Below are 25680 nucleotides of genomic sequence, written 5' to 3'. Positions count from 1 at the left end.
GGAGTTGCGTATGGATTTCACAGAAAATTATTTGGATTTTAGCAGTTGTTTAGATACTATGCTGGCAATCTAAAGTTTTTGCTAATTTTAGCTTGATGTCACAAATACCCCGTCAGGCTTAACATAAATATGCTTTCCCAGAGCCAGGAACGCATTCACGAGATGGTTTTATCCGTATTTTTCGCTCTTTGCGTTGTTTACTATTTTCGGGAATGTTAGGCTGAGATTTTCTGATAAAAGCAACTGTATATTCTTTTACAGAGAATTATTCTGGCTATTACTCCACGTTTGGTAGTTAGACAAAGGATTTGGTCATGGTGAGAGATGAGGCTTACAGGGAAGCAGAACAGCGCATTGAACAAGCACGGCGAGAAGATGCTGTAGAACTTGACCTCAGCAATATGGGGCTTACTGAAGTACCAGAGGCGATCGCAAATCTTACTCAGTTACAAACACTGAACTTATCCAATAACCAACTGACAGAACTATCAGAGGCGATCGCACTTTATCATCCTCAAGAAACGCAGAAAATAATCATTACAACTCCTTAAACTCTCTGCGCCTCTGCGTGAAATTTACTCCTACTCATTCTCTAAAAATCTTTCAGCAATCAGCCCTCAATCAATGCGATTACTAATGGATTTATTGCTGCTGGTCATGTTATTGCATCACCAAAAGATGCTCAATTGATGAAGCTTCAAGACAGAAAATATTCAGACTTAAATGAAGCATATCTAGATGTATATGATAATGGTTGTTTTTCTATATATATTCTATCCAGAAACACTCAAGGTTTATATTCACCCTGATTTGCAAAAAAACTGAATATCGAAAACTTGAGGGAAAAGAAATACAAGTTCCACAATATGAAATGTGCCGCCCCAACAAAGAGTTTTTGAAACAGAGATTTGAGCAGTTTAAATGGTGAGAAATTTTGTAGTGCGATCGCTCATGGCTGTCAGGTATGGCAAGATAGTTAATGTGATAACTTATTGCCCTAAGATAAAGTAATTTTAATGACACAGCAAGAGTTGTTAAATGAATTTTTATCCCTTCCGGCTGAAGCACAGCGTCAGGTAATCGATTTTATTGCTTTTTTACGACAAAGATATAAAAGTACTGAACCTAGTTCTGAGTCAGCAGATTTAGACTTGGTAGATGATAATTTTATCGGTATGTGGCGCGATCGCCAACACTACTGTACTGGTAGTATTCAAAAATAATTAAAATATGTTAAATAACATCAGGCGTAAATCCTAACTCAGCACTCAGGGCTATTATTGTGGAACTGTATCTTATTCGTCACGGCATCGCCCAAGAGAGGCAGGCTGGCATTAAAGATGAGGAAAGAGAACTCACCAAAGAAGGACGGCAAAAAACCGAGAAAGTCGCCCAGCGTTTGCTCAAGCTGGATTTGCAGTTTGACTTGATAGTAACCAGTCCTTTAGTCCGCGCTCGTCAAACAGCAGAAATTCTTGTCGCCACCGGACTCAGTTCACAGTTAGAAGAATCTTCTCACCTCGCGCCTGGTGGTCATCTTTCCAGTTGGTTAGTTTACTGGTTAGAACCGAAAAATTATTCGCCAAATACCCAACTTGCCTTGGTTGGTCATGAACCTGATTTAAGCAACTGGGCAGAAATTCTCCTTTGGGGAGAGGTCAAAGGCTGCTTAGTCTTGAAAAAAGCAGGTATGATCGGAGTAAAACTGCCAGAAGCAGGAGCTGTTGTGGGTCGTAGTCAAATGTTCTGGTTGACACCACCCAAGTACTTGCTATAACAGTTTTTCAACTCTTCTCGAAGAATTGTTGTGATAGCGACTACTGTTATGGCGAAAATAATTTCTGGTAAGTTAGCGTGATCGAATATTTCACAAAGCAAATGGTGTTGCCATGATGGTGTGCGAATACAAGCCTGGATTAGAAGGCATTCCCGCAGCCCAATCGAGTATCAGCTACGTGGATGGGCAGAAGGGAATACTAGAATATCGTGGCATCCGGATTGAGGAATTAGCAGCCAAAAGTACCTTTCTCGAAACTGCTTATCTCCTGATCTGGGGTGAATTGCCAAGTAAAGAAGAACTCAAAGCATTTGAGGATGAAGTTCTCCACCACAGGCGGATTAAATACCGCATTCGGGACATGATGAAATGCTTCCCGGAAAGCGGTCATCCAATGGATGCTCTGCAAGCCTCGGCTGCGGCTTTAGGCTTGTTTTACTCCCTGCGCGATTTACATAACCCTGCCTACATTCGGGATTCAGTTGTGCGCTTGATAGCAACTATCCCCACAATGGTGGCAGCATTCCAGTTGATGCGTAAGGGTAATGACCCTGTAAAGCCCCGTGATGACCTAGATTATTCCGCCAATTTTCTCTACATGCTCCACGAGAAAGAACCGGATGCTTTAGCAGCAAAAATCTTTGACATCTGCTTAATTCTGCACGTTGAGCATACAATGAATGCTTCGACCTTTAGTGCTAGAGTAACAGCTTCTACCTTGACTGACCCTTATGCTGTAGTAGCTAGTGCTGTAGGTACCTTGGGCGGCCCTTTACACGGTGGAGCCAACGAAGAAGTAATTCAGATGTTGGAAGAAATCGGCTCAGTCGAAAACGTCCGTCCTTATGTTGAGGAGCGCCTACAAAACAAACAAAAATTGATGGGTTTTGGGCATCGCGTCTACAAAGTTAAAGACCCACGCGCTATCATTCTCCAAGAGCTTGCCGAACAACTGTTTGATAAGTTTGGGGGAGATAAATACTACGAAATTGCCCAAGAAATGGAACGGGTAGTCGAGGAAAAATTGGGTCACAAAGGCATCTACCCTAATGTTGACTTTTACTCTGGTTTGGTGTATAGGAAGATGGGCATTCCTACAGACTTGTTTACACCAATATTTGCGATCGCCCGCGTTGCTGGTTGGTTAGCTCACTGGAAAGAACAACTAGCAGAAAACCGCATTTTCCGTCCTACCCAGGTTTATAACGGTAAACACGACGTTCCTTACACCCCGCTCGACCAACGTTAACTAGCAGTGTAACCGTTAAGAAAGCATCTACCTGCAAGTAAAGATATCAGCATCAACCCCCAATTTAGGGAATCAGAAATCCTATAAACAGCAAATAACCGTTGCCAACATGGAAGCGGCAGTTTTTTGATGTTTGCTTGTGCTAGAAGCGATGAAGTCAAAAGGTAAAAGGCAAAAGTAAAAAGACCAAATTTTTTTGCCTTTTGACCTTTTACTTTTGATTTATTCATCCCTATAGTGAATCCCAATCCTACCCATAAGTAGAAGTTCTTGTATAGCTACAGGGACTGAAAACCATGCAACGATATACTAGGCATGGGAATATGGCAACAAATCTTAAATCAGGAGTCATCACAGAAAGGCTGAAGGCTGAAGGCTGAAGGATCAAGATTGAAGCAAAAAACTTCAAACTTCATACTTCACAATTCACACTTCAAACTTCATACCTCAACTGACTTAAAGAGCGGAAACATGAATTCAGGAATTGACCTTCAAGGAACTTTTATTAAATCCGTGATGGATTTAGGGCTACCAGCAGGCACTGCCAAAGCAATTTGGATGCCACTGCCTATGATCCTCATGCTGATTGGCGCAACTGTGGGTGTATTGGTGTGTGTATGGCTGGAACGCAAGATTTCAGCAGCAGCACAGCAGCGAATTGGCCCTGAATTTATTGGGGCTTTTGGTTTACTTGCTCCAGTCGCAGATGGTTTAAAGCTGGTGTTTAAGGAAGACATTGTACCAGCTAAATCTGATCCCTGGTTATTTACTCTCGGCCCCATCATTGTGGTATTACCAGTATTTCTGTCTTATTTGATTGTGCCGTTTGGACAGAATATCGTGATTACAAACGTGGGTATGGGGGTCTTTTTGTGGATTGCCTTGTCTAGCATTCAGCCAATTGGCTTGTTAATGGCAGGCTACGCATCCAATAATAAATACTCCCTCTTGGGGGGCTTGCGGGCAGCAGCGCAATCTATTAGTTATGAAATTCCCTTGGCGCTGAGTGTGCTGGCGATCGCTATGATGTCTAACAGCCTCAGCACCGTTGATATCGTCAATCAGCAATCTGGTTACGGCATTCTCGGCTGGAATATATGGCGACAACCTGTCGGCTTTCTCATCTTTTGGATTGCCGCTTTAGCAGAATGTGAACGCTTACCCTTCGATTTACCCGAAGCAGAAGAAGAACTCGTAGCAGGTTATCAAACTGAATACGCAGGCATGAAATTTGCTTTGTTCTACCTCAGTTCCTACGTTAACTTAGTACTTTCTGCTTTATTGGTATCAGTTCTATATTTAGGCGGTTGGGATTTTCCTATTCCTATTAGCACCATCGCTAGTTTGTTAGGTGTCAGTGAAGCTAATCCTGTCTTACAAGTAGTCACTGCTGGCTTGGGTATTACCATGACCGTACTCAAAGCCTACTTCCTAGTGTTTATCGCCATCCTCTTGCGCTGGACAGTACCCCGTGTACGCATTGACCAACTCTTAGATTTAGGATGGAAGTTTTTGTTACCAGTAGGTTTGGTTAATCTTCTATTAACCGCCGCCCTGAAATTAGCCTTTCCCGTCGCTTTTGGTGGATAGTCAATTGTCATTAGTCATTGGTCATTAGCCAAGAACAAATGACCAATGACTCCACTTGCTATAAGCTGGGAAACCCGTCCAACGCAGTGGCTCACAAATGACAATCGGCACATGACAAAAAAGAGAGAGTGAAACACAATGCTAAAGTTCCTGAAGCAAGTTGGTGATTACGCCAAAGAAGCAGTCCAAGCTGGTCGTTACATCGGTCAGGGGCTATCTGTTACCTTCGACCACATGCGGCGGCGACCAGTTACCGTACAGTACCCTTACGAGAAACTCATTCCTGGAGAAAGGTTTCGCGGTAGGATTCACTATGAATTTGATAAATGTATCGCCTGCGAAGTCTGTGTGCGTGTATGTCCCATTAACTTACCTGTAGTTGATTGGGAATTTGAAAAAGCTAGCAAAAAGAAAAAGCTCAAACACTACAGCATCGACTTTGGGGTTTGTATTTTCTGTGGTAACTGTGTGGAATACTGCCCAACCAACTGTCTATCCATGACAGAAGAGTACGAACTTTCCACCTACGATCGCCATGAACTGAACTATGACAGCGTAGCTCTCGGCCGTCTGCCTTACAAAGTCACTAATGATCCAATGGTGACACCGCTACGCGAACTAGTTTATCTACCCAAGGGCGTACTCGAACCCCACGGTGTCCCCGCAGATGCACCCCGCCCTGGCGCACGCCCAGAAGACCTTGCAGAAAAATAAATGTCATCAGTCATTTGTTCTTTGTTTTTTACTAATGACTAATGACTAATGACTAATAACCATTGACCGAGGATAAAAAAGTGAATCTAGCGGAAGGTGTACAGATTATTTCGTTTGGCGTACTAGCAGTAATGCTAATTGGGGCAGCACTGGGTGTAGTGTTGTCTTCCAGCATTGTTTATTCTGCCTTTTTGCTAGGAGGCGTATTTATCAGCATTGCGGGAATGTACCTGTTGCTGAATGCGGACTTTGTAGCCGCAGCCCAAGTATTGATTTATGTTGGGGCTGTTAACGTGTTAATTTTGTTCGCCATTATGCTGGTGAACAAGCGCCAAGATTTTGCCCCATTTCCTAGTGCTGGAGTGCGGAAAGTACTCACAGGTGTAGTTAGTATTGGGTTATTTGGCTTGTTGAGTGCAATGGTTTTGGCAACCCCTTGGGCATACTCCACTACTCCCGTAGCTGGTGAAAGTTCAATAGTGTTGATTGGTGAGCATTTCTTCAGCGACTTTTTATTACCTTTTGAACTGGCTTCTATTTTGTTGCTGATGGCAATGGTAGGCGCAATTATTTTGGCGCGACGTGAGTACCTGCCAGATCAAGTTTCACCCTCAACCGTTCTAACTTTGCCAGAACGCCCCAGAGAACTGGTATCAGCAGGTAGAGACAGCCAAGATTAAAAAGTAAAAAGTAAAAAGTAAGCCAGTGCGGTGGACGGGTTCCCCGGCATAAAGGAGATAGTGCCGTGGGCGGATCTCCCGACTTGAGGCAACTGTCGTCAACTGGCGAACTCGCAAGAGTGAGAAGTAAAAAGATATTGGTTAGACTGCGCTACGACAAGGCTGTGCGAACCAACTATTTTCTTTCTTTTTCTTTTGCTTTTTAACTTTTTACTTTTGCCTTTTTACTTTTACCTTTTGCCTTATCCAGCATATTAGAGAAGGAATAATAGGATTCATGCAACTTCAGTACTTTTTATTACTGGCCGCCGCTTTGTTTTGTATCGGGATTTATGGTTTAATTACCAGTCGTAATGCTGTGCGGGTGCTGATGTCAATTGAGCTACTGCTAAATGCTGTTAACTTGAATTTAATGGCATTTTCCAACTTTCTTGACTCAACATTAATTAAAGGCCAAGTATTTACCGTATTTGTCATTACTGTGGCTGCTGCCGAAGCGGCGGTAGGTTTGGCGATCGTTTTGGCCATTTATCGCAACCGTGATACCGTCGATATGGAGCAGTTTAATCTCCTGAAGTGGTAATTGTGCGTGCAACTCAAGCAGGTAATCATTGCTTATAAGGCGCGAGATTCTCAAAGTAAACGCTGGGCAGAAATTTGTGCCAAGCAACTAGAAAATCGCGGTTGTCATGTACTTATGGGGCCTAGCGGGCCAAAAGATAACCCTTACCCGGTATTTTTGGCATCGTCTAATCAACCAATTGACATGGCTTTAGTACTCGGTGGTGATGGTACTGTTTTAACTAGTGCCAGACATTTAGCCCCAGCTGGTATCCCCATTCTTGGCGTGAATGTGGGTGGTCATCTGGGCTTTTTAACCGAGTCTGTAGATGAATTTCAAGATACAGAAAAAGTGTGGGATCGGTTGTTGGAAGATCGTTATGCCATTCAACGGCGAATGATGCTACAAGCCGCAGTGTATGAAGGCCATCGCACGAATTTAGAACCAGTCACCGAACGCTACCTATCATTAAATGAATTTTGTGTTAAACCCGCTTCTGCCGATCGCATGATCACCTCTATCCTAGAAATGGAAATTGATGGTGAAGTAGTCGATCAGTATGTAGGAGACGGGTTGATTATTTCTACTCCTACAGGTTCCACTGGTTACACTGTTTCGGCTAATGGCCCTATCATGCACGATGGTATGGAAGCTGTCACCATTACTCCCATTTGTCCAATGAGCCTTTCTAGCCGTCCCTTGGTTTTACCGCCTGGGGTTGTGGTGAGTATTTGGCCTTTGGGCGATTACGACTTAAGTACTAAATTGTGGATGGATGGGGTGTTATCTACTTCCATTTGGCCTGGACATCGCGTTGATGTCAGGATGGCTGAGTGTCGAGCTAAATTTATTGTCTTACGCGAAAACAATTCCTATTATCAAACACTGCGCGAAAAGTTACTCTGGGCAGGTACAAGGGTTCGCTACAGTAACAATCATCGTAATTGATTGACAGTCCCCAGTTGCCTGGGGGTAACTCTCAGAATTTGATCACAGGTAATTGCATCGAGTTAGTAATTTTGTAAACTTCTAGCCCCTGAATAAATTCGGGGGTTTTTATTTAAGTAGTAGTATTTTATACATTAATATTTACGCAAAAGTTATGAAGAAACGTAGACGTGTGAGCATCTTCCTGTAATCTTTTGAAGAACCCGAAGGGTAGGGAATGTACCGCAAAGGACGCAAATTTATAAGAGTTTGAGAGAAGGATTGCGTAAATTTTATACCATATCTAGTTTAATCTGGCTTTTTTTGAAATCTCTCTGTTTATTTCTATTTCTTGCGTTATTTGATCTGCTTCCTTTTGAAATTCTTCTGCTATATCCTCCAGATTATTAGCTATTGACAAAACCTCTCGTACTAACTGCTTGGTCTCTGCTGATTTCTGGTCATATTTTTGCGAAGTTTCTGCAATTTGAGAAAAAATTTCTTTATATTCCTCTGGTGGATTTTCTAACCAATCTTCAAACTCACTGTGCTGTTTTTGAACAATAATCAGAGTTTTTTCCCAGGAGGCTTTAAGACGCATATCCAACGTCTTAATCTCGCCGTACTTTGCCTTGAGTTGCTTGGTAGTGTTGACCCCAGCTAACTCGTAGACCTTAGCTTTTAGCTCTTGAAGTTTCATAATTACTATCGAGCGTCGCAAACCCAGAGTATTTTATGGCTCTACTTTTTTTTAATTTCTGATAAAGTCTCTCATTCTCTTGACGAAGAAGCTGACTTTCTTGAACTAATGTAGCAATTTGCTGTTTCTGCTGTTCAATTAAAGCTCTTGCTTCATCTCTTTGTTGCTTATAGCGTTGCGTATGGGAAACTCTTCCACCTAAACTCTGATTCGTTTTAGCTAACTTCTGTCTTTGCTTCTCAAGTGCATTGTACTTCTTCTTAAGCTGCTCTAGTTCTGTAACCAGTTCCGCCTTGGCTTTACTATTTTCAACTTCAGATCGGAGGGCTTCATTTTCAACTTCAAGCGAGGCTATTCGTGCTTCTAACCTCTTAATGTCTTTGTCCTTCCCAAACAGTTTCTCTCTTAATGCGTTAATGAGGACTAAAAGCTTAGATTTTTGTTGATCTAGCTCATGACAGGCTGCCTCAAGTTCACTAGCGCGATTACGCAGACGACCAGCCCGATTCTGTAAAACTTTGGCTGTACACTCGTACTTAATGATAGCAATAACCCTACTACGCTCTGGTTCATCCAGTTGTTGAACCTCAGGGCTACGCCAGAGTTCATCGTAGTTGGTACATTCATGGCGTAGCTTTTGTGTTTGGACATGACCAAGAGCCGCAATTAATTCATCGTTTTTCAGTTTTACTGGGTCATGCCAATAGTCAAATAATGCTTTGCTGTCGTCCATTGTGCGATCGCTTTTGAAAGTAGCTATTGATTCTTACTTAATAAATAGAGTAACTGAAAGCTAATTTGGAGCCGTATTTTCTCGGAAATGGTATAAAAATCTTCACTTTGTTAGGTTATCGACGATCTTTTCCCTGATTTAAAGGGCATTTTTTTGATGCGTTTGTTGCAATTGAACTGGCAATTCTATTTTTGGGGAGTGTACTTAGGTAATACTTGCTCAAGGATTCGTTTTTGACCATTGGGAGTGAGAGCGACTTCATCCTCAGCAACAGGTCGAATCTCCTTATTTTTAATTAGTCTAGATACAGCAACGTTAACGTTCTGAGAACTTTGACCAGCAGCCTGTTCGCGTAATTCAACCCGACTCAAGCGATTATTGGCAGCATGATACAGAAGCAAAAGAACTTCATCTGTTGCAGAAATATCTCTTGCCAAAATTAGGGGTTTTCCATCTAATTCATGAATTACTGAATGTTCTAGTTGAACAATCTGGGCAATCGTTTCTGCAACAACCTTTTGATCGCGATTCCACACGAGGCGGAGAAATTCGGCAAAAATCCATTTGCTGGCATGAAGCACTAGCATTGAATCCATATAATTGGCGGTGTATTCGGTTGATATGTGAACAGCACCGCGATCGGAGCGGAAGCCATATACAACCTCAATTACTTTGGCTAAATGATAACGATCTTTTGAGCCAAGTTTATGAGGAATGCTTTTGTTTAGTAAATGTCTACGAATATCACCAGGCAATTGACGATGATCAATCTTTCCGGTGTCCATTTGAAACAAACAACGCGAAACCGCTTCACAAAAGCGTCCACCATCTAATTCTGCTGGTTGCCAGTCGCCAGCTAAAAATCTTTGCTGCATTTCTACGTAGCATTCAACCACTGCATGAGCAAAGTGAACGTCAACCATTTTTGAAAGTTCCTGAATTAATTGCTCAGATGTCCTTCTCATAGCTACACCTCACCAGCATTTTCAGAAGATTCATCAATGGATGCGTTGTTTTGTCTGGAGTTTATTAATCTTTCGACCTCAGCCAAGCCTGGAGCAAGTATTTGGAAACCACCTTGCACTTTAATTAAACTTCCTTGTCCTGAAGCTTCTTGTAAACGCCGTTCTAAGTTACTCTGATCTACCTTGATGCCTAGTGCCAAATACAGGAACTGCTTGAGCTTATTGCTTGAAACCACTATCTCAGGATTGCTTGTTGCCTTACTAATTGCCCACAGACCAAACAAGCCCTTCTCCATACCTGTAAAATCTTTAATGATTGCATAAAAATCAATATTAAAAGCAAGTGATTTCCAGTTAGCTACCCAAGACTCTACATCTTTGGAAAACTCATTATTTTTACGCTTGCCATTCTTGGTGCTGTTTTCTGAATCCTCTTCACTCTTGCCACTTGACTTTGAGTTGCGCGAGGTTGCACCTGAGGTTAAATTCCATTTGTCTTCTATTGAGCGATCAAGCACCTGTGTTAGAATTTTTCGCGCTTGCTCTTGTCCTGACAGTCGCAGTCCAACCATATCTCTCTCAACAATCAAGTCAGCACTTTTCCCAATCCATGTAGCAGTGTTGTTGTCATACAAGCCAACTCTTTTGAGAATGTCATTTAACTCAGTACGGGGAATTTCTTGTCGTCCATCAACATCCAATGAGTAAAGGACAACCAAAAAGATCAACCTACGTGCAGCATCTAACCTGTTTGTAGCTTTGAGCCGCGTTTCCATTAGCTGCAACTGTTCGCCGTTATGTCGAAAAATCTGTCTTAATTTCTCAGCATCAACTCCATTAGCAGCTGGAAGTTGAGCAACTGTGTCAATGGTAGGTTTGTTGTTCTCGGTACTGGGTTCATAGTTGAATAAGGAAAGTTGTTGCGGTTCTGCATTACTTACATCACGAATTACAGGACGACCAGTAGGCGGTTTTCCAGGTATCATTTGCCCACCAACGATCGCGGCGATCGCCGCGCCACCCCAGCTAATACCCACTTCGTTAGTTAAAGAAGCCTGAATTTCACGTGAGTAACCCTTACTGGATTCAACAAATTTTAAGGTGTTCATTACAGGAGGTAAACTACTGCCATTGGTCGCTGCTGATCCGTCATGCCCTTCACCTCTTGGCGTTCCGCACATTACACATCTTTTTGCATCAAGAAGAAGTATTTCATGGCAGCTTTTACACCGAACTTGCTGAGGACAGTTAGAGCAATAGAACCCTGTGTTGAGTAAAGGATGTTGACAGGAGGGGCAAGTCTGCATATTTTTTAGTCTCCAAAACTTTATTTGAACTGTATCTTACAAAGAAGTTCAAATAGAGTGCGACTATTTCGCAGTATTGGGGGCTAAAGAATGAAATCTTTAGAAAGTATATTTACCAATAGTTTTAAAGTTTATGTATATTACAGGCTAATACTGTCTTATTCTTGACTAGATGAAATATAGTTTATGGGGCATTCTTACGCTGGTTTTCCTGCCTTCGAGAGACTTTTACTGTTAATTGCTACCTTTGCCCGAAACCCAGGAGTTGGTTGTTATGATCCTATGCAATCTGACCCTAGTAATCATGATACCTTAAATATAGTACAAATGTATTTATATAAAGTAGCCTCTGAATTGAATGTAGAGCTACCCCCTTATTCACGTCATACTATCCAAAGTGATTTGAAGACTCTTCGCCGCTATGGGCTTTTAGATAGACGACCATACCGCTGGGGTTACTATCTTGGTACAGGTCTAATGAACAGAGAGGAGTTACAAGTTGCCCTCAATGCCCTACAGTCTCAGGCAAGGTATCAAGAAGATCCTCAAATTAACCAGATATATCAAAGACTAATGCGGCGGTTAGGAGGTTTAAACCCGAAAGATGAGATGCTTTATCCGGTGAGAACCCAATTAGACCGAGTTATTGTCTACACAGATCCGACGGAAATGATGGCCAAAGGCAAATATCAAAGCCGAGGCACGTTATTTGAAAAACTAGATGCACTTGAAGTGGCAATTACTAAAGGGCAAGCAGTTGAGCTTTATCGCTTTCGTAACCCGTACAATCCCAACAAAACTAGATATGAGCAAGTTTATCCTTTACAACTAATTTATGCAGACATTGCCTGGTATTTGTTGCATGAGGACTATAAAGATGGTCATCTGGTAGTGTCACGTATTGATCGCTTTAGTGATCATTTCAAGCTTCTGGATAGCAAAGGTCGTGGCTCAATTACCCAATGGAAAAGCTTACGTATCGCTCATCGGCTTTTAAAAGTGGGTTGGGGCTTAAAGTTAGGTTCAAAAGAAGATCAGCAAAGGGAGATCCGTGGAGAATTAGAGCTTGTAGAAGTGCGAGTTCGGTTTTTTCCTGAAGTTATGGCATTTATTCAAGAGGGAGAAAAGCGACATCCTAAGCAAGAAATCAAACCAGGGCCAACGGGAAAAGATGGCAAACCTGCTTACGTGGATTATATTGTTAAATTACCTAAGCGATCACTGGAGGAGTTTTGTCGTTGGGTGTATCGGTTTATGGGCAATGCTCAATTTATCTATCCTCAATATCTAGCTGAACAACACCAGGAATTTGCTCGTGCATTATTAGACAGGTATTGTTCTCAAGCCCAATAAATACTAATTGACAATTTTGTCTAAGTATAAATTGTGTCTATTATTTGAAATTAGTATGACAAATAAACGCTTTTATCATATTGGTTTTGGGCAAGAGGATTTAGGAAAATCGCCGCCTGAGATTGCTTTATTATCGGGCGATCGCGATCGCACTCGTCTGATTGCCCAAAATTATTTACAAGATGTGCGTTTATTGTCCCAAAATCGAGGTTTAGATAGTTATTTAGGCTATTTACCGAATCATCGCCCCATCTTATCAGCAACTAGTGGGATGGGTGCGCCTTCTTTAAGTATTGTGGTGAATGAATTGGTGCAGGTGGGAATCCGGCAAATTATTCGCATCGGGACTTGTGGCTCAATTCAACCTCATGTACCAGTCGGCAGTATTGTGATTAGTAGTGCGGCTTTGTGTCGTCAAGGTACAGCTAATGACATTGCACCTATAGAATATCCGGCGGCGGCTGATCCGTTTATGACGGTGGCTTTAGTCAAGGCTGCACAAGAATTAGGATTTGAGCATTATTTAGGAATTACGGCATCTGTTGATACTTTTTATGAAGGACAGGAACGCACTGATTCAGCAAATCCCTATTTAATGCGATCGCTGCGTGGAATTACTGAAGAGTATCGACGGTTGAATATTTTGAACTACGAAATGGAATGCGGCACATTGTTCAAAATGGCGGGTGTGTATCAATTTGCGGCGGCGGCTGTTTGTGGTGTGGTGGCGCAACGCACTGTTGATGAAGGGATAGTTTTAGAACAAAAAGATGTTGCGGTGGGTAATGCGATCGCTACTGCTATCCATGCCATCACCAATTCTTGTGTCTATCTTTAAATATTACCTCAGTAGATTTATTGACTCTTCATTTAATCTTTAAGTTAGCTTTTCCTCAATCTCGATAATATAGATTTATTAGGTAAAAAATTCATAGTTTAAATATTAATAAATCCTAAAAAATACTGGATTTTACTAGCAAACTTATTGGGTAATCAGTGAAATTGAGCAATTGAAACAATCAATCTAAAATTTTAATAAAGAATTTATTTTTCATATTTATAAACAATCGGAGAAAATTCTCAAATGAACTGTGCTTGGAAACGGGGAATTACTAATATTAACTTGGCGTTGATTGCAGTAATACCAACGCTGATATTCTCAGCATTGACACACCGGGCAGTAGCGGAAGATAAAGGCACTTGTTTTATGGTGACTGCATCTGGAATGACGGTGGAGTTATCCAAGCTTTGCAGTGATTCTCAGAAAATCAACACATCTTCTGCGGGTAAAGTTTTTCGGATACCTATCAAACGTCACTTTGGTAGAACTCCAGTAATTGATGTCACCTTTAATAACCAAAAAACCTTTGAAATGGTTGTCGATACAGGTGCTAACGGAACCTTAATTACCCAAACAATGGCGAATGCTTTGCAAATTAAACCTACAGGTACGCTGCAAGCGCAAACTGCTGACGGTAGCCAAGTACAATTTTCTACAGGCAAAGTTCAGTCTATCTCTGCGGGTGGTATTGTAGCAAATAATCTGGAAGTGGCGATCGCATCAAAAGCCGGTATTGGATTACTTGGTCACGATTTCTTCGGCAATTACGATATCAAAATTTTACAAACAGCAGTAGAATTCCATACACGCTAAATCAGGCAAGGGAGAAGTAGTGAGTGCTGAGTAAAAGAAGAATTTTCTCCTACCTTTTGCCTCCTGCCTTCTATGATTTAACTAATTGAGTAATCAGCCTAACTAACTCATTCGGCTCGACTGGCTTAGAGGAGTGGATTTGAAAACCAGCCAAAAGAGCTTGTTCCTTATTTAATTCTCCTGCATAAGCTGTGAGGGCGATCGCCGGAACTTGCCCGCCTTTTTCTGTTGGTAGACTTCTAATTTGGCGCATCAATGTATAACCATCGACATCAGGCATTCCAATATCAAAGACAACTACATCTGGTCGTAATTGGTTAAAAGCCGAGAGTGCTTCTGTGGCCGATGCAACTGCGATGACTTCTGCACCACACTCTTTGAGCATGAAAGCCACGACCTCACGCGAATCTACTTCATCATCTACTACTAAGATACGAATCCCCGTTAACTCTTGGTAAATATCAGACTGTTCAGTACTCTGAGGTAGCTGAGTCTGATTTTTGATTAACGGTATTCTCACAGTAAAGATAGCGCCTTGCCCTTCTCCTGGGCTGGCTGCCCAAACTGCGCCACCATGTAACTCTACCAAATGTTTGACAATTGCCAGCCCTAATCCCAGCCCACCAAATCTTCTGGTAGTTTGGCTGTCTGCTTGCCGAAAGTAGTCAAACACGTAAGGCAAAAAATCAGGGTTAATTCCTTGTCCTGTGTCGATGACTTGAATTTGCGCTTGTCTGCCAACTTGCTCTAAGCGAACTTCTACACGACCACCAGCAGAGGTAAACTTCACAGCATTAGAAAGCAAATTCCAAACTACTTGCTGTAAACGTACAGTATCACCCAAAACAGCACCTACATTTGGTGATAAAGTAGTTTGGATTTGAATATCTTTGGCTTGGGCTGCTAACTGTACAGTTTCCAAGGCTGCGGCAATTACTGAACTCAAATCTACAGCAGCAATATTGAGGCTGAGTTTACCCCGCAGAATTTGTGAGATATCTAATAAATCTTCGATGAGTTGAGCTTGTAACTTAGCATTGCGCTCAATAGTTGCTAAAGCTTCCGCTCTTTTGGCTTCGGTGAGTTTGTGGCTATTGAGTAACTTAGACCAGCCCAAAATTGGATTGAGTGGCGATCGCAATTCATGGGATAAAATGGCGAGAAATTCATCTTTGATTCGGTTAGCCGCTTCTGCTTGTTGGCGTGCTGTTTGTTCTCTACGTAAAAGTTGTTCTCGCTCTTGTTCTGCCTGCTTGCGTTCTGTTAAATCAACCACAAACGCAAAACCATCAGTTTGAGAACCTTCTCGAAAAGCACAACCTATAAGAATAGGAACGCGATAACCAGCTTTGTGAATGTAATACTTCTCTACAGGAGTCGAAATTCCACCCTGCTTCAGTTCTTCAATGATCCGTAAATCTTGCTCGTTGTAATCAGAACAAGATATTTCTGTCCAACGCAAATCTCCTGTTTCCAGGTTGGCGTGTGTGTAACCTACAAGCTGTAAATAGGCATCATTAGCTGCTGTAATATTGCCATTAATATCCCAAAAACAAATCCCAATTACATTTGATTCAAATATCCACCTGAACCTAGCTTCACTTTCCTGGAGAGCTTTTTGTGCATATTTGCGCTCAGTAATGTCTTCAATAATGCCATCAATAATTGTAGTATTGCCGTTAGTAGTAAAAGTTTGACTAATCCTTACCCAAATTTCACTGCCATCGATGCGGTGTAACAATAATTCCCGCTCCCGCCCATCTCCATTCGTTCTCAGTTGTTGCAAGAGTCGGGCATAGTCTTCTGATGAAAAGTAAGGTTCAAGGGTTTCATTTACAGGAATTTCCGTTAATGAATCTAAACCCAGCAGTTGTAAAAATGCAGCGTTGGCTTCTAGGATAATTCCTTCGGTAGTGATGCGGTAAACTCCAACTTTAAGTTGATTAAGTAAGGTTTGAAAGCGCGTTTCTAACCCCTGCATTTGGCGTTGAGTTGTAGCTTGCTTGAGTGCCAGACGCACTGCCACAGGTAAACGCATATAGTTAGTTGGAGACTTGATTACATAGTCATCCAAACCAGATTTCATGGCCTCCACTGCAATTTCTTGTGAGCCACTGTTAGTGAACATTACTACTGGTATTTCGGGATAGCGGGTTTTTATTTCACGAAGTACTGTTATGCCATCACTCCAACGCAGTTCATAGTCAGTAATTACTAAGTCAAATCCTCCATGTAACAATGCCTGCTCAAGCTCTTGTGGGCGAGTCACTTGCTGGAACTGAAGATCGGCAAACTCTCGCTCTAAGGCATGAATTGCCAGCAAGCGATCATGGGGATTGTCGTCAATCAGGAGAATGCGTAACATTGAACTTAATAATTAATTTAAGAAGTACCCAGTTCTGGTTTTTGGTTAAAAACTAGCCAATGTTGGTTAATAATGGTGACAATTTCGACTAAATTATCGAAAGCCACAGGTTTAACCATGTAAGCATTTGCACCTAAGTCATACAGACGATTAACATCTGTATATTCTTGAGAAGCTGTCAAAACAACCACTGGCAGACGCTTAATTCCCGGCTGTTGTCTTAACCACGTCAATACCTCAGCCCCAGAACGACGCGGCAATTTTAAATCAAGCAAGATTAAGGCGGGTATTGGATAAAGGCTGCGATCGCCATAAGCTGCTTCTCCAGAAAGGTAAAGCACAGCTGCATCCCCATCAGTTACTATTTTTAATGGGTTAGTAATGCCAGCTTTGCGAAACGCTCTTTGCACCAGGAGAATATCTTGCGGATTATCTTCTACTAGTAAAATTGTCTCTCCTGTGGATAAGCTATTCATTGGTATTGTGTAGCTTTTGACAGAATAAACCAAAAGTTATTTAAACGTGTTATTTTATACTTTATATTTAGTTGATTTTTCATATATTCCACTCCTTAGTCCCACAAATTGCTATGTGTTTTTCTGGGATAATTAAGTACACCCTATTATTATCCTGAGCAATTTCTCGATTTTTGTCTTCTATCGCAGGAGTTATCGAAGTTACATAGAAAAAACCTACTACGTAGATAGTCATTAACTATCTATAGTGTCTTGGCGGTCACGAACAGCTTTTGGTAAAGCAATCCAGAAACTGCTACCTTTATTTAGCTGCGATTCTACTCCACACAAACCGCCCATCCGTTCTAAGGCTTTCCGCACGATCGCCAGTCCAATACCTGTACCAGGATAAGCTTCTATGCCGTGGAGTCGTTCAAAAACCCGAAAAATCCGCTCTTGGTGTTCTGGTGCAATGCCAATGCCATTATCAGCAATCCACAACTTGCTCCAAGTAGTACCTTGTTGAATATACTCTTCGGAGTAGATATGCACAATAGGTATATCATCGGACTTAACAAACTTGATGGCGTTGCTTAATAAATTTGTTAGTACTTGTACTAGGGTAGATCGATGAGCCAAAACTTGGGGTAAAGAATTATCAATTTTAACTTGTGCTTGCTGTTGTTTAATTTGTGCGTCTAATTGTTTAAGTGCTTCTCCAACTACAGTATTTAAGTCAACAGGTAGAATTTGAATTTGAACACGAGCGAGACGGCCGTAACTTAGCAAGTCAGTAATTAAGGTATCCATTTGCAACGCCCCCTCACCAATGTAGTTGAGGTAGCTTTGACCAAAGGAGTCTAGTTGATCGCTGTAATCTTCTAGCAAAGCTTGGGCAAAACCTTGCATAGTACGTAGGGGAGCGCGTAAGTCGTGAGAAACAGTGTAGTTAAAAGCTTCTAATTCTTGATTAACTTCCTCAAGTTGGGCAGTACGTTGTGATACTCGCTGCTCTAATTGAGCGGCATAATCTTGGAGTTGTTGGCGGAGTTGAGATTGTTGAATTGCGATCGCTAATTGTGCTGAGACTTCACTGGCAATTTCTACAAGTTCACTACTAAAACTTGAACCTTGAGATTGAGCTAAAATTACTTGACCAATCACAGTATCTTCCACCTGCATTGGGATAATTAGACAACTATTTAACTCTGTAGCCAGCAGTTGTTTGACAATTGGCGGATATTCATTATCAGCTGAAAAAATTTGTGGTGTTTGTAGAACTTCTACAGGCGCAAAATCAGTAATTGGCAGTGTAGTACCTTCAGCTAGTTGTAATTCGCTATCAGCATTTCCTGCAAGCACTTCGGCTGTTTTGTTTTCAAAATTAAACAAGATAGAAAATGCTTGTTGGCAATTTATCAGTTGACGCAATCTGCCCAAACCATCCCTAATAATTGTGACATCAGGTTGAGCCGATAAAATTGCTCGGTCAATTTGATGCAAATCAGCCAAGCGTTGTGCCGAACGTTGAGCTTTTTGTGTTTGCTCAATCGCAGTGTTCAAAGCATGTTCATAAGTTTGCGATACCTTATATATTTGTTGGCGAATGTAGTAAGCAAGAGTTACCCCCATAACCAATGCCAAAATTATGCTAGTTGCACTTACTTGTCGTGCTGTATAGCGAGCAGTCCGGCTGCGCTGGTTACGTAGTTGTTCTTCTGTAGCAATAAAATCCGAGATTTGCTGGCGCATTGCATCCATCTTCTGCTGACGCACCTCAAATGCTACCAAAGGTTCAACTTTTCCTAGCCGACGACGGATTTCTATTGTTTGAGAAATTAAACGATTCCACTCTTGAGATTGCAGCTGGAGTTGATTGACACGTTCAACTTGAGGAGGATTATCTGCAACTAAATTTTTTAATTCTAAAAAAGCAGCATCAATAGTTGATTGAGCTTCTTGGTAAGGTTGCAGGAAATATTCTTTGCCAGTAATGATGTAACCGCGTGATCCTGCTTGTATATCCAGCAATAAGTTGTGGGTGCGGTAAGCTTGGGTAATTACCTGATCTGTATGATCTACCCATTGCAGTGCCGAGAGTAGACGGTTAACTTGCCAAAGAGAAACCCCAGCAAATAACAATAGTAGAACGCTAGGAAGAGCGATCGCATTAGTTAGCCGACGATGGAAGATAGACTTAGCAATTTGCAGCAGCATAATACTTATGCTAATGGCTTTGTTTGCAAATTAGCACAGTGTGGTATGGGATGCGATCGCTTACTAAATGCTTGATTTTTGCCAATTGTCAATAATTTACGTGCCATCTCAGCAATCATCCTAAATTTTTAACCTCACCCTAGTTTTAATTTTCTAGATAATCTTCCAAACTAGGAACATCTACCCAACTGCTAGTTTGATGAGATTGATGGGATAAATCCATTAATAATTGCGAATAGACACCTTCACGCAAAGATGGGACTACTGACTGCTTTTGGTCAATTCCTTGCAGCCATTGGTCTACTACGCGGATGAATGCAGAAATACGTCCGTCGGTAAAGTTTTGGGTAAACATTAACGACTGAGGAATTTCAATTTCTGTGAGTGGTTGTCCGACTTGGGAACCCCAAACGCGAAAACCGTGGATGTAGTCTTTTTGATTTTCGCTACCTAATACTAAAGTACCGCGATCGCCATACACTTCTAGCCAATGAGTGCGCGGTGCGTGAACCACAGCACTAATATTAAGTTGACAAGGTGTCCCATCAGCTAATTCCAGGGATAGCAAACAATTATCATCGGTCTCCACCGGCTTGAGTTGATTGGTGCTGGGGTCAAGGCGGTTGGGGATAGCTGTACTTAAATAAGCACTTAACCTGCGGACAGGCCCAAATAACCAATAAATATAATCAAAGGCGTGGGAACCCAAAGACCCCAATGCACCACCGCCTTGGGCTTGAGACGAATACCAATTCCACGGGCGAGAAGTATCAGCACGAGAGGAACCAAACCAATCAATTTTAATTAGGCGTTTATTACCGACATAACCTGATGCTAATAAATCTGCAAATAATTGCCAGCCAGGAACAAAGCGAAATTCAAAATCTAATACCGCAGTTACTTGATTGGCAACTGCTAATTGATATAATTCTTTAGCTTCACTGGCATTTAAACTTGTGGGTTTTTCTAATAATAAATTTTTACCTGCTTTTAGCACAGTTTTAGCCATTTCATAATGCAGAAATGGGGGTGTGGAAATACTAACTGCTTGTACTTCTGGGATATTGACAATATCAGCAATGCTGGTACAAGCATGAGGAATTTTATGAGCATCAGCAATGGCTTGGGCTTTATGAATATCGCGATGATAAACAGCAACTATATGAGTTCGAGGATGGGCAATAAACCCAGGGATATGAACTTTTTGACCAAATCCAGTTCCAACTACAGCCACACCAACTACACTTTGATTCATAGTTAATTCTGTACCTCTAAATTAAATTTAACAACAGCAAGATTATTTAAATTAATCATCTTGAATAACCATCACAATATAATACGATAGTGATGACATTCATTACATCGTAAACTCCGGCGATCGCTCTGTAATGAATACTTGTTTTAGGTTGTGGCTTGGCTTTTATTTCGCTGTTTCTCCAGCGTGATTGATGTTATGACTGCTGAAGATCATATTTTCTCACCTGTAAATGAATTGGTATTATCCGAAGAAGCCTTTTTCTTTGAGCGATCGCTTGATCTGCTGTCGGTAATCGGTCTGGACGGATACTTTCGGCGGATCAACCCGGCATTTACTCAAATCCTCGGTTACTCAGAAGCAGAATTCTTAGCCCGCCCTTTCTTGGACTTTGTGCATCCAGATGACCATGTTGCCTCCTTGGCAGAAATGGAGAAAGTCAAGGCAGGCATACCTGTATTCAATTTTGAGAATCGTTACCGGACTAAAGATGGGGATGATCGCTGGTTAGAGTGGACAGCATCACCACAAGTTAGCAGGGGTGTGATTTACTGCGTAGCGCGAGACATTACCCAGCAAAAGCAGATAGAAGTTACCTTACAAAGCATTAACCAGGAACTAGAAAAGCGCATTGCCGAACGGACTGCCGAATTAGAACAGGTAAATGCGGCACTGCGGGAGAGTGAAGAACGCAATCAATTAGCAATGGAAGTTGCTCGCATCTTTACCTTTGAATGGGATATAAGCACCGATGCTGTGAAGCGATCGCCTCAATGTAGTGTGACTTTGGGGTTAAGTCCATCATCAGCACAACAAGACACAGGCGCAAATTTTTTTCAGCGTGTCCATCCTGATGATCGCGATCGCTTTATCAGAACTATACAGACGCTCACACCTGAGAAGAACAGCTACAAAATAACCTATCGACTCCTGCGTCCAGATGAGCAAATCATCACTTTCGAGGAAAGTGGACGCGGATTTTTTGACCAACAAAGACAGTTAATTCGCCTGATTGGAATGGTGGCAGACATTACAGAACGTCAGCGTCTAGAAGCCGAATTAGAATCAAGTCGGGCAACCTTGCAACAGCAACTAACGGAAATTGAAACTATCTACCAGTCTGCCCCAATTGGCTTGACTGTTCTCGATCCCGAACTGCGGTTTGTGCGAATTAACCAGCGATTGGCGGAAATTAATGGATTTTCTGTAGAAGAACATATTGGGCGTACCATCCGCGAGTTGTTACCAGGCATTGCCGATACTGGCGAACAATTCATCCGCCCGATTTTTGAAACAGGAAAACCATTACTGAACGTTGAAATTCGCGGGGAAACTCCCGCACAACCGGGGGTAGAACGGGTGTGGTTAGAAAAATTTTTGCCGTTGAAGGACGGGGAACACGTTGTTGGTGTAAGTATCGTTTGTGAGGAAATTACCGAACGCAAACGCACCGAAGAAAAACTACACCAGTTCAAGCTGCTAATTGAGTTGTCTTATGAACCGATATTAGTGTGGGGCTTTGAGCAAGGCATTATCAGTTGGAATCAAGGTTGTGAGCAACTGTACGGCTATACAACAGAAGCAGCAATTGGCAAGACTACTCATGTTCTGCTGCAAACAATCCACCCTTTACCTATAGCTGAACTCATTGCCATTTTAGAGCGCGATCGCCAATGGACAGGAGAGTTAAAACATACCACAAAAACTGGACAGCAAGTAATTGTAGAGAGTCGTCAGCAATTAATTGAGGCCAACGGACAGAAACTAGTTTTAGAAACAAACCGCGATATTACCGAACAAAAAAAATCCGAGTTAGCCCTGCGTCGTTCGGAAGAACGTTATCGCACCCTGTTTAAGACGATGGAAGATGGTTTTTGTGTAGTTGAAATGTTGTTTGATGAAAACAACAAACCAGTTGATTATTGCTTCTTAGAAATTAACCCTGCTTTTGAGCGAGAAACCGGACTTCGACAGGCAGTTGGTAAAACAGCCCGGCAACTTCTTCCTAATTTAGAAGAATTTTGGTTTGAAACTTATGGCAGAGTTGCCCTCACCGGTGAACCTGTGCGCTTTGAAAATGGCTCTGAGGTTATGAATCGCTGGTTTGAGGTTTATGCCTTCCCCATTGAACGGGCAGCAAACCATAAAGTTGCCATTTTATTTAAGAATATTAGCGATCGCAAAGCCATAGAAGCCCAACGAGAAAAATTATTCCAACAGGAACAAACTGCAAGGGAAGTTGCAGAACGCGCCAATCGGATGAAAGATGAATTTTTGGCGATTCTCTCCCATGAATTGCGAACTCCCCTCAACCCGATTTTGGGTTGGGCAAAAATTCTGCAATCACCCAAGATGAATGCCGAAAAACTCCAGCATGGCTTAATTACGATTGAGCGGAATGCCAAACAACAAGCGCAACTGATTGATGATCTCCTCGATATCTCCCGCATCATTCGCGGTAAACTTTCTCTTAATTTGGGGGTTGTGAATTTATCGGAACCAATCACTGCGGCTTTAGAAACTGTGAATTTATCAGCACAGGCAAAAGCTATTAGATTAGATGTGTTACTAGAGCCATTAGAGGCTTATGTGAGGGGGGATGCAGGCAGATTACAACAAGTTATCTGGAATTTACTTTCCAATGCAATTAAATTCACTCCCACAGGTGGACAGGTGACAGTGCAACTCACTTGTATTGATAACCATGCACAAATTCAAGTGATTGATACTGGTAAAGGCATTCAAACAGAATTTTTACCATTCGTGTTTGAGTTATTCCAACAGCAGGATAGTTCGACAACTCGGAGTTTTGGGGGGGTTAGGGCTGGGGTTGGCGATCGCCCGTCAAATAATTGAAGCACATGGGGGGAGTATCAATGCTGCCAGTGCCGGAGAAGGACAAGGGGCAACCTTTACAGTACAGTTACCTTTAATGTCTGCATCAAATCTTGATACTCCTGACGACTCCAACTGTCAAACATTGAGTATAGAAAAACTCCGCGTGGTTGTGGTTGATGATGAGGCCGATTCTCTCGAACTGGTGAAGGTGCTACTGGAACAAGAAGGCGCATTTGTCAAAGAAGTATTATCTCCGATCAAAGCCCTACCTTTGTTAGCTACAGCAAAATTCGATTTGCTGATCAGTGATATTGGAATGCCAGACATGGACGGCTACACTTTTATTCATCAAGTGCGTCATCTACTACCGCAATTTAACCGAGAGATTCCCGCGATCGCCTTGACTGCTTTTGTTGGGGAGACAAATCAACGTCAAATCCTCGCGGCGGGATTTCAAGCACATCTCGCTAAACCAATTGAACCACAACAACTACTAGATGCGATCGCCAGTGTAATCGCTTGATATTCCTCATAAAATAAAAATTAAATTTTATTCTTTTAAATATAAAAATCAAAATATATTTCTCAATAAAACTGGACAAATACTGGAAAACCCAATATTTATGAAATTAGATTACCCTTAAGTGATCATGAATGACTTGATTTGCAATAAATAATCAATCCAAAAAATTTATCTAAAAATCTTGTGTATAGACTAATGTATGTGCCTGATAAACTGAAATTTTCTCCTTCACAATTAGTAACCATCACTGTACTACTAACTTTATTTTTATTTATTCCTCAAATTTGGCTGAATTGGCAAGCATATTATAATTTCAATAATATTACTAAAAATGAATTTAGATTACAAAAACTGAGTGACGAAATTGTTTATCTTGATGAAGTATTAACCATGTCAGCCAGGATGAATGCTGCCACAGGTAACATAATCTGGGAAAAACGATATCATCAATTTGAACAAAAACTGGATATTGCTATTCAAGAATCTATTAAATTAGCACCTCAAACATATAAAAGTGAATATGCGAAAAAAAATTGATGTAGCTAATCAGCAGTTAGTTAAAATGGAATATCAATCTTTTGATTTAGTCAAGGAGAATAAACAACAAGCAGCACAACAATTGCTTTCTAGCCACGAATATGAAAATCAAAAGCAAATTTATGCTGATGGGGTTGCGAAAAGAAGATTGAATATATCATTAGAACTACAACAACAAGTTGCTCGATATCGTCAAAAAATATTTTGGGCAATTTTAGGTTCTATTGTCAGTTTAATATTGCTAATTCCTTCATGGTTGTTAGTACTAAAATTATTGCAGGAATATTTAAAAGCCAAACAAATTGCTCAACTGGCCTTAGAAGAAACTAATTTGGCGCTAGAAACAAAAGTTGCAGCTAGGACAGAAACATTAAATCAGAAAAATCTTGAATTAGAACAGACATTACAAGAATTGCAAAATACTCAACTACATTTAATTCAAACTGAAAAGATGTCTTCTCTTGGTCAGTTAGTTGCTGGGGTTGCTCATGAAATTAATAATCCTGTTAATTTTATTTACGGTAACTTGAAATATGCGCGAGAATATACTCAGCAACTAATGGATTTAATTAATTTATATCAACAAGAATATTCTGGTACTAATTCGCAAATAAATACTACAATCAAAGAGCTAGATATAGAATTTATTCTTGACGATTTGCCTAAGATTTTATCCTCAATGGAAGTTGGTGCTGATCGTATCCGCGAGATTGTACTAACATTGCGTAACTTTTCTCGTCTTGATGAAGCTGAAATGAAACCTGTAGATATTCATGAAGGCATTGACAGTACTTTGCTAATTTTACAACATAGCCTAAAAGGTAAGACTGGTCAAAAAGAAATTAAAGTTATTAAAGACTATTGCGAGAATTTACCTCAGATTGAATGTTATGCAGGCGGATTAAATCAGGTATTTATGAATATACTGAATAATGCTGTTGATGCCTTACGAGAAAAGGAAGTTGAAGAATTAAAGCAAAAGATTAAACAACAGAATAATTATATTCAGATCCAAACACAAGTTAAAAATAAAAAATATATACTTATTCGCATCAAAGATAACGGTTTTGGCATACCAGAGGAAGTGAAAAGTAAACTATTTGACCCATTTTTTACTACTAAACCTGTGGGTAAAGGTACTGGTTTAGGATTATCTATTAGTTATCAAATCATTGTAGATAAACACAAGGGAAATATTAACTGTATTTCCTCATCAGGCAGGGGTACAGAATTTGTAATTGAGCTTCCTATCAAACAGACATCATATAACTTATAATTT

Annotated in this window: 24 protein-coding genes; 16 read left to right on the top strand and 8 right to left on the bottom strand. The window is 41.1% G+C overall.

What is annotated here, in order from left to right:
• The first annotated feature begins 314 nt into the window (after positions 1–314).
• The 9 genes from ACX27_RS03710 (at position 315) to ACX27_RS03665 (ending at position 7520) form a co-directional block, all read left to right on the top strand.
• A complete protein-coding gene (locus tag ACX27_RS03710; protein WP_062288595.1) occupies positions 315–551 on the top strand; it encodes a leucine-rich repeat domain-containing protein in 237 nt (78 codons plus the stop codon).
• A gap of 465 nt (positions 552–1016) precedes the next feature.
• Entirely contained in the window at positions 1017–1223 is a 207-nt protein-coding gene (locus ACX27_RS03705) for a hypothetical protein (protein ID WP_062288592.1), read from the top strand.
• Positions 1224–1282: 59 nt separating this feature from the next.
• Entirely contained in the window at positions 1283–1777 is a 495-nt protein-coding gene (sixA, locus tag ACX27_RS03700; RefSeq protein WP_062288589.1) for a phosphohistidine phosphatase SixA, read from the top strand.
• Between the two features lie 112 nt (positions 1778–1889).
• Entirely contained in the window at positions 1890–3026 is a 1137-nt protein-coding gene (locus tag ACX27_RS03695) for a citrate synthase (RefSeq protein WP_062288586.1), read from the top strand.
• A 471-nt stretch (positions 3027–3497) separates the two neighbouring features.
• Complete coding sequence (gene nuoH / locus ACX27_RS03685; protein WP_062288579.1) at positions 3498–4616, top strand: NADH-quinone oxidoreductase subunit NuoH; 1119 nt, start codon at positions 3498–3500, stop codon at positions 4614–4616.
• 138 nt (positions 4617–4754) lie between these two features.
• Positions 4755–5330, top strand: a complete 576-nt coding sequence (gene ndhI / locus ACX27_RS03680; protein ID WP_062288576.1) for an NAD(P)H-quinone oxidoreductase subunit I — start codon at positions 4755–4757, stop codon at positions 5328–5330.
• Positions 5331–5410: 80 nt separating this feature from the next.
• A complete protein-coding gene (locus tag ACX27_RS03675) occupies positions 5411–6010 on the top strand; it encodes an NADH-quinone oxidoreductase subunit J (RefSeq protein WP_062288574.1) in 600 nt (199 codons plus the stop codon).
• A 277-nt stretch (positions 6011–6287) separates the two neighbouring features.
• Positions 6288–6593, top strand: a complete 306-nt coding sequence (gene nuoK, locus ACX27_RS03670) for an NADH-quinone oxidoreductase subunit NuoK (protein WP_006199065.1) — start codon at positions 6288–6290, stop codon at positions 6591–6593.
• A 6-nt stretch (positions 6594–6599) separates the two neighbouring features.
• Complete coding sequence (locus ACX27_RS03665; RefSeq protein ID WP_062288570.1) at positions 6600–7520, top strand: NAD(+) kinase; 921 nt, start codon at positions 6600–6602, stop codon at positions 7518–7520.
• Between the two features lie 283 nt (positions 7521–7803).
• Here the strand turns inward: ACX27_RS03665 and ACX27_RS03660 are convergent, their stop codons facing one another.
• The 4 genes from ACX27_RS03660 to ACX27_RS03645 all read right to left on the bottom strand — a co-directional run bounded on the left by ACX27_RS03660 (position 7804) and on the right by ACX27_RS03645 (position 11078).
• A complete protein-coding gene (locus tag ACX27_RS03660) occupies positions 7804–8199 on the bottom strand; it encodes a hypothetical protein (protein WP_062288567.1) in 396 nt (131 codons plus the stop codon).
• The gene (locus ACX27_RS03655) at positions 8174–8932 is read right to left on the bottom strand and encodes a hypothetical protein (protein ID WP_083468660.1); all 759 of its coding nucleotides are present in this window, start codon (positions 8930–8932) and stop codon (positions 8174–8176) included. Before ACX27_RS03655 ends, ACX27_RS03660 begins: the two co-directional genes overlap by 26 nt.
• Positions 8933–9117: 185 nt before the next feature.
• Entirely contained in the window at positions 9118–9897 is a 780-nt protein-coding gene (locus tag ACX27_RS03650; protein WP_062288565.1) for a hypothetical protein, read from the bottom strand.
• Positions 9898–9899: 2 nt separating this feature from the next.
• Positions 9900–11078, bottom strand: a complete 1179-nt coding sequence (locus tag ACX27_RS03645; RefSeq protein ID WP_062288562.1) for a hypothetical protein — start codon at positions 11076–11078, stop codon at positions 9900–9902.
• Positions 11079–11390: 312 nt separating this feature from the next.
• Between ACX27_RS03645 and ACX27_RS03640 the strand changes: the two genes are divergently transcribed.
• The 3 genes from ACX27_RS03640 (at position 11391) to ACX27_RS03630 (ending at position 14211) form a co-directional block, all read left to right on the top strand.
• Positions 11391–12557: a helix-turn-helix transcriptional regulator gene (locus ACX27_RS03640; RefSeq protein WP_062288559.1), complete on the top strand. Its 1167-nt coding sequence runs from the start codon at positions 11391–11393 to the stop codon at positions 12555–12557.
• 55 nt (positions 12558–12612) lie between these two features.
• Positions 12613–13395, top strand: a complete 783-nt coding sequence (locus tag ACX27_RS03635; RefSeq protein ID WP_062288556.1) for a nucleoside phosphorylase — start codon at positions 12613–12615, stop codon at positions 13393–13395.
• Positions 13396–13641: 246 nt separating this feature from the next.
• Complete coding sequence (locus tag ACX27_RS03630; RefSeq protein ID WP_062288553.1) at positions 13642–14211, top strand: retropepsin-like aspartic protease family protein; 570 nt, start codon at positions 13642–13644, stop codon at positions 14209–14211.
• Between the two features lie 70 nt (positions 14212–14281).
• On the opposite strand, the gene ACX27_RS03625 is transcribed toward ACX27_RS03630, so the two are convergent.
• The 4 genes from ACX27_RS03625 to ACX27_RS03610 form a co-directional block, all read right to left on the bottom strand.
• Positions 14282–16576 (bottom strand): hybrid sensor histidine kinase/response regulator, encoded by a 2295-nt coding sequence (locus ACX27_RS03625; protein WP_062288549.1) that lies wholly within the window; start codon positions 16574–16576, stop codon positions 14282–14284.
• A gap of 17 nt (positions 16577–16593) precedes the next feature.
• Positions 16594–17052 carry a response regulator gene (locus ACX27_RS03620; protein ID WP_062288545.1) on the bottom strand — a complete coding sequence of 153 codons (459 nt, stop codon included), beginning with the start codon at positions 17050–17052 and terminating at the stop codon, positions 16594–16596.
• 234 nt (positions 17053–17286) lie between these two features.
• Entirely contained in the window at positions 17287–19248 is a 1962-nt protein-coding gene (locus ACX27_RS03615) for a sensor histidine kinase (RefSeq protein WP_062288541.1), read from the bottom strand.
• Positions 19249–19393: 145 nt separating this feature from the next.
• Positions 19394–20503 (bottom strand): Gfo/Idh/MocA family protein, encoded by a 1110-nt coding sequence (locus tag ACX27_RS03610; protein WP_062288538.1) that lies wholly within the window; start codon positions 20501–20503, stop codon positions 19394–19396.
• A 198-nt stretch (positions 20504–20701) separates the two neighbouring features.
• Between ACX27_RS03610 and ACX27_RS03605 the strand changes: the two genes are divergently transcribed.
• The 4 genes from ACX27_RS03605 (at position 20702) to ACX27_RS03595 (ending at position 25677) form a co-directional block, all read left to right on the top strand.
• Positions 20702–23359 carry a PAS domain S-box protein gene (locus tag ACX27_RS03605; RefSeq protein ID WP_062288535.1) on the top strand — a complete coding sequence of 886 codons (2658 nt, stop codon included), beginning with the start codon at positions 20702–20704 and terminating at the stop codon, positions 23357–23359.
• Positions 23313–23864 (top strand): response regulator, encoded by a 552-nt coding sequence (locus tag ACX27_RS33290; protein ID WP_235526480.1) that lies wholly within the window; start codon positions 23313–23315, stop codon positions 23862–23864. Before ACX27_RS03605 ends, ACX27_RS33290 begins: the two co-directional genes overlap by 47 nt.
• Positions 23865–24059: 195 nt before the next feature.
• Positions 24060–24401, top strand: a complete 342-nt coding sequence (locus ACX27_RS35140) for a hypothetical protein (RefSeq protein ID WP_335337756.1) — start codon at positions 24060–24062, stop codon at positions 24399–24401.
• Positions 24385–25677 (top strand): sensor histidine kinase, encoded by a 1293-nt coding sequence (locus tag ACX27_RS03595; RefSeq protein ID WP_335337755.1) that lies wholly within the window; start codon positions 24385–24387, stop codon positions 25675–25677. Before ACX27_RS35140 ends, ACX27_RS03595 begins: the two co-directional genes overlap by 17 nt.
• Positions 25678–25680 lie beyond the last annotated feature (3 nt).

Source organism: Nostoc piscinale CENA21, assembly GCF_001298445.1.
Lineage (GTDB): Bacteria > Cyanobacteriota > Cyanobacteriia > Cyanobacteriales > Nostocaceae > Nostoc_B > Nostoc_B piscinale_A.
This window is presented reverse-complemented; position numbering and strand designations above follow the sequence as displayed.